The organism is Psychrobacillus sp. PGGUH221 (genome assembly GCF_042055255.1).
Classification (GTDB): domain Bacteria; phylum Bacillota; class Bacilli; order Bacillales_A; family Planococcaceae; genus Psychrobacillus.
The window spans coordinates 1-13,647 of record NZ_JAQMHQ010000021.1 but is presented as its reverse complement, the minus strand read 5'-3'; the positions used below and the strand labels follow the sequence as shown (position 1 = coordinate 13,647).

At 33.3% G+C, this 13,647-nt stretch carries 15 protein-coding genes and 1 pseudogene; 12 read left to right on the top strand and 4 right to left on the bottom strand.

The features are described from left to right. The first annotated feature begins 285 nt into the window (after positions 1–285). From PGC35_RS21785 to PGC35_RS21760, 6 genes and pseudogenes are all read left to right on the top strand, one after another. Complete coding sequence (locus PGC35_RS21785) at positions 286–843, top strand: GNAT family N-acetyltransferase (protein WP_375220682.1); 558 nt, start codon at positions 286–288, stop codon at positions 841–843. 243 nt (positions 844–1,086) lie between these two features. Continuing rightward, positions 1,087–1,779, top strand: coding sequence for a hypothetical protein (locus PGC35_RS21780; protein ID WP_375220681.1), 693 nt, complete (start codon positions 1,087–1,089; stop codon positions 1,777–1,779). 363 nt (positions 1,780–2,142) lie between these two features. Then, positions 2,143–2,382: a helix-turn-helix transcriptional regulator gene (locus PGC35_RS21775; RefSeq protein ID WP_375220680.1), complete on the top strand. Its 240-nt coding sequence runs from the start codon at positions 2,143–2,145 to the stop codon at positions 2,380–2,382. Continuing rightward, on the top strand, positions 2,372–2,725 hold the full coding sequence (locus tag PGC35_RS21770; protein WP_375220679.1) for a DUF2178 domain-containing protein: 354 nt from the start codon (positions 2,372–2,374) through the stop codon (positions 2,723–2,725). Before PGC35_RS21775 ends, PGC35_RS21770 begins: the two co-directional genes overlap by 11 nt. Positions 2,726–2,903: 178 nt before the next feature. Continuing rightward, positions 2,904–3,107, top strand: a pseudogene (locus PGC35_RS21765) (MFS transporter); the annotation flags it as partial. Between the two features lie 195 nt (positions 3,108–3,302). After that, entirely contained in the window at positions 3,303–3,425 is a 123-nt protein-coding gene (locus PGC35_RS21760; RefSeq protein ID WP_375220678.1) for a hypothetical protein, read from the top strand. A 303-nt stretch (positions 3,426–3,728) separates the two neighbouring features. Here the strand turns inward: PGC35_RS21760 and PGC35_RS21755 are convergent, their stop codons facing one another. The 4 genes from PGC35_RS21755 to PGC35_RS21740 form a co-directional block, all read right to left on the bottom strand. Beyond that, positions 3,729–4,838 (bottom strand): mandelate racemase/muconate lactonizing enzyme family protein, encoded by a 1,110-nt coding sequence (locus PGC35_RS21755; protein ID WP_375220683.1) that lies wholly within the window; start codon positions 4,836–4,838, stop codon positions 3,729–3,731. Next, positions 4,828–5,997: a M20 metallopeptidase family protein gene (locus PGC35_RS21750; protein ID WP_375220677.1), complete on the bottom strand. Its 1,170-nt coding sequence runs from the start codon at positions 5,995–5,997 to the stop codon at positions 4,828–4,830. Before PGC35_RS21750 ends, PGC35_RS21755 begins: the two co-directional genes overlap by 11 nt. A gap of 22 nt (positions 5,998–6,019) precedes the next feature. Then, positions 6,020–7,429, bottom strand: a complete 1,410-nt coding sequence (locus PGC35_RS21745; RefSeq protein WP_375220676.1) for a YfcC family protein — start codon at positions 7,427–7,429, stop codon at positions 6,020–6,022. Positions 7,430–7,558: 129 nt separating this feature from the next. Further along, entirely contained in the window at positions 7,559–8,851 is a 1,293-nt protein-coding gene (locus PGC35_RS21740) for a hypothetical protein (RefSeq protein WP_375220675.1), read from the bottom strand. Between the two features lie 608 nt (positions 8,852–9,459). Here PGC35_RS21740 and PGC35_RS21735 point away from each other — a divergent pair. The 6 genes from PGC35_RS21735 to PGC35_RS21710 all read left to right on the top strand — a co-directional run bounded on the left by PGC35_RS21735 (position 9,460) and on the right by PGC35_RS21710 (position 13,458). Next, positions 9,460–10,104 (top strand): AlkZ-related protein, encoded by a 645-nt coding sequence (locus PGC35_RS21735; RefSeq protein WP_375220674.1) that lies wholly within the window; start codon positions 9,460–9,462, stop codon positions 10,102–10,104. A gap of 374 nt (positions 10,105–10,478) precedes the next feature. After that, a complete protein-coding gene (gene plsY, locus PGC35_RS21730; RefSeq protein ID WP_375220673.1) occupies positions 10,479–11,057 on the top strand; it encodes a glycerol-3-phosphate 1-O-acyltransferase PlsY in 579 nt (192 codons plus the stop codon). 140 nt (positions 11,058–11,197) lie between these two features. Continuing rightward, positions 11,198–11,488: a DUF5316 domain-containing protein gene (locus PGC35_RS21725; RefSeq protein WP_375220672.1), complete on the top strand. Its 291-nt coding sequence runs from the start codon at positions 11,198–11,200 to the stop codon at positions 11,486–11,488. Between the two features lie 195 nt (positions 11,489–11,683). Then, on the top strand, positions 11,684–12,340 hold the full coding sequence (locus PGC35_RS21720) for an HAD family hydrolase (protein WP_375220671.1): 657 nt from the start codon (positions 11,684–11,686) through the stop codon (positions 12,338–12,340). A gap of 205 nt (positions 12,341–12,545) precedes the next feature. Continuing rightward, positions 12,546–12,983: a GNAT family N-acetyltransferase gene (locus PGC35_RS21715; RefSeq protein WP_375220670.1), complete on the top strand. Its 438-nt coding sequence runs from the start codon at positions 12,546–12,548 to the stop codon at positions 12,981–12,983. Positions 12,984–13,131: 148 nt separating this feature from the next. Continuing rightward, positions 13,132–13,458 (top strand): hypothetical protein, encoded by a 327-nt coding sequence (locus PGC35_RS21710; RefSeq protein ID WP_375220669.1) that lies wholly within the window; start codon positions 13,132–13,134, stop codon positions 13,456–13,458. Positions 13,459–13,647: the final 189 nt, after the last annotated feature.

The window sequence follows — 13,647 nt, the reverse complement described above, 5'->3', positions numbered from 1 at the left end:
TATAGGAGTTGTAGTTTCAAGAAAAGCGGCAAAAGAACTTGTAATAACAAATCAAGGGGGCAGTGGATTAGCAACTTCTGGTTTAATTTGTAGCGTAGTGGGAATTACGATTCAAATCTTTGCAGTAGTGGGTATTATCGCTTTCTATTTTCTAACAAACGAAGTTTAGTATCTCGGGTTCTTATTCAACTAACGCAGCAGTTTAGTTCAATAAGAAGAAGGAGGAATAGACAACCTCTTTATAGAATTAGTATTTTTCAGCAAGTAATTAGTGGAGGGGATTAAATGAAGATTGAGAAAAAATATGGTGATTTACCTATCTTAGAAACAGAACGTCTTATACTTAGAAAAGTCACTTTAGAAGATATTGAAGATATGCATCTATACGGTTCAGATGAAGAAGTATCTAAGTATGTAACTTGGAATACCCACGAAACAATATCTGATACAAAAGGTTTTGTTGAATTTGTATTGAACAAATATGAAAACAAGCAGGTTTCACCGTGGGGAATTGAATACAAGGAAAATGGAAAATTTATCGGGACAATCGATTTTGTTTGGTGGCAACCTAATCATAAGATTGCTGAAATCGGATATGTCATTTCTAAAGACTATTGGGGAAAAGGTTTAACTACTGAAGTAGCAAAGAAAATAATAAAATTCGGTTTTGAAGAAATGGATTTAGTTCGTATTCAAGCAAGGTGTGATGTAGAAAATATCGGTTCAGCACGAGTAATGGAAAAAGCAGGAATGTCTTTTGAAGGGATAATTAGAAAAGGTATATTTGTAAAAGGGAAACATCGAGATTTAAAAATGTACTCTATCTTAAAAGAAGAGTTTTAATTATTTCACTGAAATTCGAACTTGAAGATAAAATTTCTTGTTCAACTAACGGGTGCTTTACTTCAAGAAGGAGTAAAGCTTTTTTTCTTATTGAACTAACGCGGCAGGTTAGTTCAATATGTAACATTGTTATATATACATCGTCTAATTCATAAAAAACTGGGAGAGTGTTCTATGAAAGCACGACTGAAGATAATGTTAATTTTTTGTCTCCTTATTACTTTAAGTGGATGTAGTACAACAATGGATAACAAAGAAAGTGAACAAAATACAGAAAAATTAATTGACGAAGAACCCAAAAGTGTAGTCTCGGAAGAAAGCAGCGAAGATAGTGCTATTAACAATGAAATTACGCTCAGCACTGAACGGAATGTATTACAGGATTCCCCCAAATATGTTGCTAAAAATGAAGTGGGACTATCTATTCAGGATTCTGAAACGGCTTATGAAATGTGTGTGAGAGTGCTGACTGACTATTATAAAGCGGTCTGGAACGGCTCGGATATTGAATTGGGTGCATTTATCGATAACGAAAACCTTAAACAGTATACGCAATATAAGATTCAATACCAATTTGACTTGTATTTAACGCACAATCTTACTGATAATTTGGTGAAGAGTGTTGATATTGGCACTCGGGAAGTGGATTGGGAAGTGGAGTATACTGATGACGTAGATGGGGGTTTTCTCTATTTAAATTTACCTGCGGAAATTAAAAAGACTGTAGGTAGTTACGGTGAACCCACTGAATTTCTCGTACGCAATGTAAACGGCAAGTTAGTCATTGTTGATTGGTATACGGGTGCAAAAGATAGTTATGATTTCATGGTACGTGGAGAAAATCTAACAATTGACAACCCTAATATTTGGGATGAAAGTGAATTTGTGAAGAAGTTAAATAGTAAACAGGGTGAATTTTCAGGCTCAATTCGATAGTTAGTTATTTACAGCTAACTCGGCAATCAAAGTTTGTTAATGAAAGCCCAATATGAGACTTGCTTCTTAAATTAATTTCTCTTATTCAACTAAAAGGTGCTTTACTTCAAGAAGGAATAAAATTTTTTTGTAATTGAACTAAAGGTGGGGTTAGTTTAGGAAATTGCGGAATTAAGTTCATATTCAAAAGGGTTAGTTTCTAAGTGTTGTTTAGAAACTAACCCTTTTTTTATTGCTTTGAAGAGGATGGTGAATGTAAACCTTACATTTGTAAAGTAATTAAAGTATTTTATATAAGTTTACTTTACTTTTATAGAACAATAGTTTATTATTGGTTTATGAGTAAAAAGGAAGGTGTTAGATGTGAAAGAAGACTTTGGGGATTCTATAAAAAATAAAGTGTATGAACACAGGGTGTTAAGGAGAATGTCACAAAAGGAGTTGGCTGATGCTGTTGGAGTGTCTAAACAAACCATTTTTGTTATGGAAAAAAATAATTATTCCCCTTCTCTAGTATTAGCTTTTCGAATAGCTGATTTCTTTAGCGTAGAAGTAAACGATATTTTTACTTATGTGAAAGGAAGTGATAAAAATGAAAATTGATTCTAGCTCAGAAATATCAAATATAATCTTTCATCCCTTAAAAACCTGGGCGGAAGCATCAACTGGTAATTGGAATATGCTTACTGGTAGCGGTTTTGTATTGCTTTTAGTCGGAGTGATTCTGTTATACTTATGTCGCAAAATAATAGGTAAATCTGACGAAAGAACAAATCAAATATATTTAAAAAGCACTTACATTATGTTAGGTGCAGTAGTTTTGTGCGACATAATTTTCCCGAAAGAATATATGTGGCAGATTTTCTTCTTATTTAAATATTCCTTTGCATTCATTGCTTCAGGAATATATCTAGCTGTTCGATATAAAAAGGATTTTTTAAACTAACGAGCTAAACAGGAAGACTGGTTTGTGTGAGTAGAAAGTCAATAGGGAAGATAGTAGTTGTAATAGCATATTGGTCGGTTAATGGGGCTGTACAAATGATTTGACTTTAGTTTTTTCTTGAAACTCTTCTTCAACTAACGGGTGTTTTAGTTTAACAAGACCATCTTTTCGATGGTCTATTTTTCTATTTGGACAATTGAAGAACATTCCGCAGCAGTCAGTAGTTCAAACAAGCGTGCCAATAGAAAAGATATCTACGGTTTATACTTCATTAGGGGCTGTAGCAACTGGAGTTTTTGGCATTGGATCTCTTTTAATGGGGATGATTTCAGACCTTTTTGGTGTTAGAACAGTTTTCATAATATCAGCAGGGTATAATTGAGTTGTATGATGTAATATTTTCTAGTTAATGAAAAAGCGGATAATTGAAGTTACTGGGGTACGATTGAGTCGATCGAAGACATTGTGGTGTTGATTACAAATAAAGATGTTTAATTTACAATAAAGTTGTTTAAAAATAGGAAGCATTTGTTTACAATATATGTAATCAAATGCTTGTTTTATAGGAGTGGCTAGTGTGGTTAATATTGTTACATACAAAGGTAAGGATTTAGCATTACATAAATCAATTAAAAAACCAAATTTTACTGGAAAAATAGTATTGGTTAATGATTCATGGGATTTTGTTGAATGTGGTTGAAAAGAAACAATCAAACAGATGAAGCTTTATTTTATTGGCAACAGTCTGGTCAGTTTTATAATGCATGCGGCTAGTGGAATAGTTTTAAAAACAACCTAAAAAACCTACTCTCCTTTGATATTAGAGAGTGAGTTTTTTATTTTTTTATTTAGTGAAGTTATATACGTCTTCTTTTTTTAAATGATGATAACAGTTTAACATTAACTTTAATTTTTACCATTGTTGTTTAGAATATGTAATAATCCCTATTCTATAATAGAAAAAATATATGCTTACCAACGAGATGGAGTAATGTTCAAGAAATTATTCTACTTTGATTGATTTAACCGTGAGTTCTGTTAAGTTTTGTTCATCGATATGAATCCCTAATCCTGGTTCATCAGATAAATGAACATAAGGAATATCATATTTGATTGTTGCGATATCTTTACTGAACATAAGCGGTCCAACAAGTTCATTACTATGAATTGATTTTTTGGCTAATGCTAAATGCAACCCTGCTACTGATGCTACAGAAGATTCAACCATAGAACCAACTTGACAAACTAGTCCTCCAAGTTCAGCTTGGTGAACTAGTTGGGAGGCAGGATATAGGCCGCCACATTTCATAATTTTAATATTAATCTTATCTGCAGCTCGTTTGATAATGACTTCTTTTAGTTCTTTTGGTCCGTGGATACCTTCATCAATCATTACAGGAATCGATGTCTTTTGTTTCACTTCCTGGAGAGCATCTATATCATTTGCTACTACAGGCTGTTCAATCCAGTCTATTTCACAGTTTTGAATTCGTTCTAGTACGTACATCGTATCACTGCTATTTATCCACCCCTGATTGGCGTCTACTTTAATCGGATATCTCATTCCTACTGCTGAACGAACCGAATTAATTCTTTTAATGTCTAGTTCTTTGTTTGTTCCCACTTTTATTTTAATTGATTTATAACCCTCTTCTATAGCAACTTTTGCCTCCTGAGCCATTTCTTCGGGGGTTAGAATACTAATCACTTTTGGAATTTCTAACACATCATGGTATTGTCCGCCTAATAGATTATAAACAGGCTGGTTCGATGCCTTTCCCATAATGTCATAGCATGCAATATCAATAGCGGCTTTTGCAGTAGGAACTCCCAGCACAATCTTATTCATTTTCTCATGTATTTTTTCAATTTGAAAAGGATTATGATTAATCAATGAAGGAGCTAATGTTTTTGTTAAAATGGAATAAGTACTTTCCCATGTTTCCCCGGTTACATGTTCATCTGGAGTACCTTCTCCATACCCTATAATTCCACATTCCGTCTCAATTTTCACAATAATAGAAGGCATATCTTCATACGTTGTGTAACTAACAATAAAAGGGGTGATTAACGGAAGTCTAATAGCGGATACTTCAATTGACTTAATTTTCAACATTAGATCCTCCCTTTAAAAAATTCAACACGCCAGTCGTAAATAGTTCAACACCGATGGGAAGCATCGTCTCATCTATATCAAATTTCGGATGGTGGTGACCAAAAGAATTTCCCTCTTTTCCAACCCCAATAAATGTAAATGACGCTGGGATTTCATGTGAATAATAAGCGAAATCTTCGCTTCCTAGTATAGGGTCGATTTCAATCACTTTCTCTTCTCCAAAAAGAGAAGTAGCCGTTTTTTTAATAAACGCAGTTAATTTTTTATCATTAATAACAGGTGGATCTCCATGAATATAATTCAACTCGTATGTTGCACCAAAAGAATGACAAACGCCAGTGACAATTTCTTCTATTCTTTTTTCGATTAGGGAAGAAGTATCTCTATTGAAATAGCGTACAGTTCCAGAGGCATATGCAGAATCTGGAATAACATTATAGCTTGTACCAGAATTTAATTGTCCAATACTAATAACTGCTTGGTCTATCGCCTTAACACTACGACTAACAATTGTATGAAGTTGTGTGATGATATGCGAAATGACAAGAGTCGAATCAATCGTGTCTTCCGGCATGGAGCCATGACCACCCTTACCAAAAATTTGAATTGTAAATCGATCAGCTCCTGCCATTACAGATCCTTGACGAATACCAATAAATCCTGTTTCTAATGGTTGCCATAAATGATATCCAAAGATTGCTTCGATACCTTTTAATCCATTTGCAGCAACAATCTCTACTGCACCTCCAGGAACTTCTTCTTCAGCATGTTGAAATAGAAGGTGGATAGTACCATGAATAGATGATTTTTTTGTAACTAGGAATTTGGCAATTCCTAGCAAAATAGACATATGCCCATCATGTCCACAAGCATGCATGACTCCTTTATTTACGGAAGCAAAATCAAGTCCTGTTTCTTCTTCTATCGGCAATGCATCCATATCTGATCTTATTGCAACTGATTTACCAGGATGGTTTCCTTTTATTACTCCAACTACATCTTTACCTGTAATAGAGTAAGTGTCAATACCTAAATCATGTAGATGATTAGTGATATATTCCTTTGTTTTATTTTCAAGATGAGAAAGTTCTGGATGTTTGTGTAAATAACGGCGTTTTTCGACAATCCAGTTATTTAATTGAATAGTAGGTTTCATACTTTCAAATCCTTTCAAAATGTTAAGAGAATCCAATATAGTGTGCAATTGTTACAAAAATAGCACCTAACGTGTAGTGAATAATAATAAGCGGTAAAATCCATTTGACCCATTTAACCCAAGAGATTTTTGCAAGTGCAAGGGCCGCCATGAAATAACCAGATGTTGGTGTAAATATATTTGATATCCCATCCCCAAATTGGAAGGCAAGCACAGCCGTTTGACGAGTAACTCCCACTAAATCAGAAAGTGGTGCCATAATTGGCATTGTCAAAGCCGCTTGACCACTACCTGATGGAATAATGTAATTTAATAAACATTGCACGATATACATACCAAAAGCTGCAAAACCGGCGGGCATTTCTCCTATAATAGATGAGAATCCATAAAGAATAGAATCCATAATTTGACCTTCTTGTAATATTACTAAAATTGCATTAGCAACACCAACTACTAAAGCACCCATTACGAGGGTACTACATCCTTTAATAAATGATTCGGAAACTTCACTGAAATTCATTTTTCCTGTTAGTCCAATTAATATTCCCATTAGAAGAAAAAGCCCAGAGATTTCTGATAAGTACCAACCAAAATTTATAACACCATATGCAAGCATAATTAGAGTTCCGAGTAAAATCATAAAGATCATTTTGTGGCGAGTCGTAAGAGTCAATAATTTATCGGGAACAACAAAGTCTTCTGTACTTACTTCATTAAAAAGAACACTTTTTGTTGGATCTTTCCGTATTTTATTTGCATATCTCATGACATACCATATACTTATCGCAAGAAAAATGACAAAAAATATTACTCTCAAATAAAGTCCTGAAAATAATGGTAATTCCGCTATTCCTTGTGCAACTCCAATGGTAAATGGATTCATGAATGCCGCTGTAAATCCGGCGGACGTACCGACAAGTACGATGGCTGCCCCGACCATTGAATCATATCCAATCAAAAGCATTAACGGAACTAAAATTGTAATATATGGAATAGTTTCTTCCGCTAATCCAAGCATTGCTCCTGATAAAGCGAAAAAAGTCATTAAGATAGGAATAATTAATATTTCTCTACCTTTCATTGTTTTAGAAATAGAACCAACTGCGGCTTCAATTGCTCCTGTTGCTTGTAATATCCCAAATGAACCCCCAACTATAAAGATATAGAAAATGATTCCGGCAGAGTTCACCATTCCCTTATGTACAGCTTGGAAAATTGACCAAAATCCTGCTGGTGATGATTCAGTTTCCTTATAGGTATCAGCTACAACAATGGTTCTACCAGCATCATCAATCATTCGTTCATATTCACCTGATGGGAATATATAAGTTGAAATGGCTGCAATAATAATAAGGGAAAATAAAATGACATAAACATGTGGTACTGAGAACTTAGACTTCTTTTTTTGTACATTTCCATTTGACTTTTCCATTTAATTCCTCTCCTTCTATTAACGTTCGGTATATGTTCGTTAATTAGTTTATTATAATAGAGCATTAAATTGTAAGTCAATGAATATTTTGAATGTTTTAATTTCATATAAAATTACGTAGGATATCTCTTATATATGGGGTAATTCTAATCTATAAACAGAACGAGGTCTTCCGTTTAAATGCGGTTGTTCTTCTCCGATTACTTTTATATATCCTTTAGCTGAGAATTTCTTTAATATCTGTTCTGCTGCACGTTTACCGATACCGAAATATTCAGAGATATCACTTGATGTAAATCGGTTTATAGGACGGGTTTGATGGAATTGAATCATTTTATTTAAATTAGTAACACTAATACCAAGCTCTTTAGCAATTTTAATTAAATTCATATTTTCACTTTTTAATATAGAACTCCTATCTTGATTCTGAAAAGGGTTTATAACAGTTTGCTCATCGTTTACGACATGGAATATATTTTTCTTTTTATTCTTTTGGGAATAGGAAAGTGCAATATTTGCATTTTTTTCAGCTTCTACAATGGTCATACCATATCCGAATCCAACGTTTACTGTTGAGGCTGTATTATTCAATGTTCGAAATAAATTCTCAAAAACCACTCTATTTTCAAGTAAATATTCTACTCCACTGCGTGTCCCATAAATGATGAAGTCTTGGGGACTTATTTTTTTTACCGTACAGTTAGTAAGTTTTGCAATATTCACTAGTTCTATTTCCAAAGCTGCGATTGGTTCATCGGAATAAAACACAAAAGTACCTACAGCAATTTGTGATTTTTTAGCTATACTAAGTTCGCCTAAATTTCGTGCTTTAATTAGTGTCTCAATGATATTCTTTTTAGGTTCCATCAATCGAATGCATGGAATATCTAGTTTAATTAGTCTGTCATAAACTGCATGAATACTAGTAATTACATAAGAAACTTGTTTGGATTCCCATAGTTCGACATGTCTAGCAATAACCGATTCTATTTGGAAAGTTCGATCCGTTGCTTCTTTTAACCAAGGATAATCTTGGATAAAGGGAATAGTTATATCATCATCGAATTGTCCAAGAACTTCATGTAAATATTTTCTATCTGTTAAGTCAATGGATAATTGGTTATAGTCTATTTTCAGGTGATTAGAAATATAAAGCAGAGTCAGCGCTACACTTAACTCATCATCTGGAATATAAAGTGTAGGTTGGTTAAATCGAGCCAGTTCTTTTTGTGCATAATGAAAGGAAAGTTCACCAGAGAATAGTATTACATCACATTGCCCTGTAAGATTCAAAAGTGAATTTGATTCATTCGGAGAACGATACATGATTGGTGATATTTCAATATCTTCTATATCCTTCGCAATTGTAAGTGCTTGTTGTAATGTCTCTTCTGATCCAATCATCGCTATTCGGATTGCCATAATAAGCTGCCTCTTTTCTATTGATTTTACTTGAATTTATTATAATATACTTCCAATCTGTACATAAATAACTTCTTAGTAATTGATTCTAGGATACTTTTGATATAACTAGTATATTAGCCTAATAATGATTATTAGGATCAATTGGAAAAGTAAGGTTCTACGTAAAAGAAGGCTAGAGGCTTACTAACGGAATTAAGATTATTAATACTAAAGTCTCTTCATGGAGGGATTAAATTGTATTTTTTGAACATCAAGAAAAGGGGATATCTTTAAAAGGTAAAAGTATCGCGGACGGATGGGCTCTAACGCACCATAGTTAAGCGACCTTCCTCTCCCAGCCGTAGAATCAGTATGGACGGTTTTTCAACATTTTCATTCTCTGTGGTGAAGCGCTGATTTTGCGCTTCATGTATGGCTAACGGGTGCTTTAGTTAAACAAGACCATCATTTCGATGGTCTATTTTTATCTCCAGATTATCAAGTAGTTTTCGACGATCCATTGTGAAATGTTACACTTAAACTAACGGTGCAGTTTAGTTCAAGAAGGATAATCTTGTTTTATATAGAAATTAGGTATATGTCTATTTATAAAAGGAGATAAAAAATTGGAATATAAAGTGAAAACTTATGAAGACGCCATAAATGTAATAGAAGAGATTGGTTTACTCCCTCTTGCTCCTTTAATACCTGATTTCCCTTCTTTAAATACCATTACTTTACCAGAGTATTGGCATTCCGAAACAGAGTTTGACCCTTGGATTTGGAGAACAAAATTCTCAACTGACGGAGTTGCAGGATACGGTAAATTCATTAAGAAAAAATCGATATTAGTTTCACGTCAGCTTCTTCCATATGTAAAAAAGGTCTTAGGTTATGATGAGTCCGTTGAGCAACGCTATTTTAATGGGAACGTATCAAAAGAAGCTTTTGAAATATACAAAATAATTATCCAACTGGAAGGGATAGACACAAGGGCGTTAAGGATAAAAGCAGGGCTAAAGGAAAGTGATAAAAAAAAGATATTTGAGAACGCGTTATTAGAATTGCAAGGTTCAATGGATATTGTAATATCAGGCATACAGGAGAAAAAAAATGAAGTCGGTGAAAAGAATGGGTGGAGTAGTACAGCTTTTGAGACTTATGATTCTTGGGCTATCAGAAATAAAATAGACACTATAAATACAGACAAAGAAGAATCAAGGAAATATCTTTTATCTTTTTTTCAAATGTATGCGGTATTGAATCGCTAAATAAACTTGAAAAAATATTTGCAAAGTAAAGCAAAGAACTGGAGTGAATTAGTCTGGAACTGACACATAAGATTATGGTAAAAAGATACGCTCTCAGCACCGATTGCTTCAAGCGTTTGTTTCATCTCAAACAGTCCTATGGTACAATCTGGTACAATCAATAAATTACAATTAGGGTATAACAAGACCTCGTCTTTTTTTAAACGAATTAAGGTAGTTTGTGAAATGTTTCACTTAAACTAACGGGTGCTTTTCTTGGATAAGGAATAGCAACTTGTTCGATTAAAGGGTCATGTTAATGTAAGAAGGATTGCAGGAAATCATGTGCAATAAATAGAAATACTTACTTAACAAATATGTAAGGAGATAATACTTTGAACATTTTAACTTTGATTCTAAGTTATTTAATTGGCTCAATCTCATTTGCTTTAGTAATCGGTAAAATGTTTTATAAGAAAGATATTCGTGATTACGGTAGTGGTAATCTCGGTGCAACTAATGCTTATAGAGTTTTAGGCATAAAAGTAGGAGTAATTGTTGCAATTGCTGATATATTAAAAGGTACATTTGCTTGTTTACTTCCCCTAATACTTGATTCTACAGTTAACCCTATTGTATGTGGTTTATTAGCCATATTAGGGCACATATTTTCTGTTTTTGCTAGTTTTAAAGGTGGAAAGGCTGTTGCGACAGCAACTGGAGTTTTCTTGTTTTTGACTCCTTTAGGTGTTTTTGTTGGTTTTGTTGTGTTTGTGTTAACTTTGCTATTTACTAAGTATGTATCACTAAGTTCAATGTTGGCTAGTACAGTATTATCCATTTACAGTCTTATATTTGAAGATAAAGTTATCACAGTACTTTCTCTACTAATAAGCGTATCAATAATCATTCTACATCGACAAAATATAAAGAGAATCGTAAATGGAACAGAGAACAAAATAGTTGGAAATTAGTGTTTACTTGTTAAGCTAACGGGTGCTTTACTTCAAGAAGGGGTAAAGCCTTTTTTCTTATTGAACTAACGGGGCAGTTTAGTTCAATAACTGAAACCTTTTTCATACACAGTCGTAGCAACTGTTAGGGGGGAGATAATTTGAAGTACTTTTTACTTGGAATCCTTCTATCTCTAATAGGTGTCTTAGCATCTGTTGTGATATGGGATATTGAAATGGTTACAACTATTACGGGTGGAATTGGAGTATTTTTTATTGTGATATCATTCGTTTTTTCAGGTGTATTAGTCAGTGGAGATAGGATGAGGGCTAACTTAGCAACTGAATCAGTAGAGGGTAGAAATCAAAGAAATAATGTTAGCTTTCGTTCAGCTTTGATTGCGATTCCAAGTTTTGTGGTAGCAATTTTGTTTTACTTTTTATTGCATTAACGGGTGCTTTAGTTAAACAAGACCATCATGTCGATGGTCTATTTTTTTATCCAAAATTTCAAGTAGATCTCAGAAATACATTGTGAAATGTTACACTTAAACTAACGCAGCAGGTTAGTTCAATAAGAGTTACAAATTAACTGTATTTAGTATGGTAAAATTAGGTGACTATTGGAGACAAGAAGGGAGTTTAATATGGTTAAATATAAGGTAATTTTATTTGATTTAGATGGAACACTTTCAGACCCCAAGGTAGGTATAACTAAATCTGTTCAATATGCGTTACAGAAAATGGACATTGATGAACCCGATATTGAAAAACTCGAATGTTTTATCGGTCCGCCGTTACAAGTTTCATTTGCTGAATATTACAATTTTGATAAGGCGAATACACAAAAAGCAATTGACTTATATCGGGAGAGGTTTAAGGAAAGAGGAATGTTTGAGAATGAGTTATATTCGAATATTTCATTACTATTAAAATCGCTAAAAGAACAACATTTCACTTTAGTTGTAGCAACTTCAAAACCTACTGTATTTGCTGAGCAAATACTAAACTATTTTAATATTAACCAGTATTTTGAACTTGTAGTCGGAAGTAATCTTGATGGAACAAGAGCCTCAAAAACTGAAATAATTCAATACATACTTGATATGTACACGGAACATAAACTTGATGACTTTATTATGATTGGAGACCGGAAGCACGATATTATTGGTGCAAATAATAATGGAATTGACTCTATTGGAGTAACTTACGGATATGGCTCATTTGATGAATTAAGTCATTCTAATCCTTCTCATATTGTCAAAAGTGTTGACCAGTTAAAAGATATATTGATAGGAAGTTAAGTCAAATAAATACATACATACCCTTCTTCAAATAACGGGTGCTTTAGTTGAAGATCATGAGTTGCATCAACAACTCATTTTTCTTATTGAACTAACGGTTCAGTTTAGTTGAATAAGTAATTAGATTTGTTTTAATAGCTTGAAGAAGAATATTGGAATACTATGCTAAGTTTTTATAAAAGGATATAGAAAGGACTGATTTTCAATGGATATTAGAAAACCTAATGATTCTGAACTTGAAAAGGTTATTTTACTTTCTCCGCAAGCTTTATCTGATGGCACATTGGGTGAAGTAAAACCTACAAATGAAAAAATCAAACGTCTTATTGAACCATTACTGGAAAAGGGAAGCTATTATTTAATAGCAACAGAGAACGAAAATTTATTGGGATGGATTCTTGTAGGTGCAGGTAAAGACCAATTTACTGACAAGATGAATGGATTTATTTATGAACTATTTGTTATAGAAGAATTTAGAGGTAATGGAGTTTCTAAACAGTTAATGAAAACTGCATTTGACCATCTAAGAAAAGATGGATACTCTGAAGTTCGTCTTAGTGCGTTCGCAGGGAATCCAGCTATTAAACTTTACGAAAAAATGGGCTTTAACATAAGAACAGTTTCTATGAGTTTGCCATTATAAATAATTATCTTCTTTCACTAATGAGTGCTTTAGCAGAACCAGGGCTGTCAGTAGACAGCCTTTATTGTTGTTATTTAACTAAAGCAGCAGTTTATTTGAAAAAGGACCTCGCTTCCTAACGCGTCGAAGAATAAATTAGAGGAGCTAAATGATGAAGAAACTATATTTATGCATTTTTATAGTTTTTGGGATTGTTGCTATTTTTGGTTGTGAAGAAGAGAGCAAGGAGAATGAAATGGTCATGGAAGGCATTGTGGCTAAAGTAGATGCTCGTGTAGTCTTTATTTATGAAGAATTAGAAGGAAAAACAAGGGTTCTATTAGAAGAAGAAGTCATTTCAAAATCGATACAAGCATCCTACTTTGGCTTTGATGAAGAAATTTCTGGTATTGAAATAGGAGACAAAGTAAAGTTTGGTATGACGCCATGGATACAAGTTTACCTGGGTCTGGAAATGGAACAAAAATCGAAGTAATAGATAAATAAAAAGGATATAAAAAATGATATTATATTTGTAATATCTAAAGAGAATTATGAAAATTGCTCATCCAATATAAACGTCATACCTTTCTTTAATAGCTATTTTTTAAGAAAGTAGTAGGATATCCATTAAATAATATTTGTAATACAAAATTGGTGCTTTTATAGAGCGCTGAGAGGTATA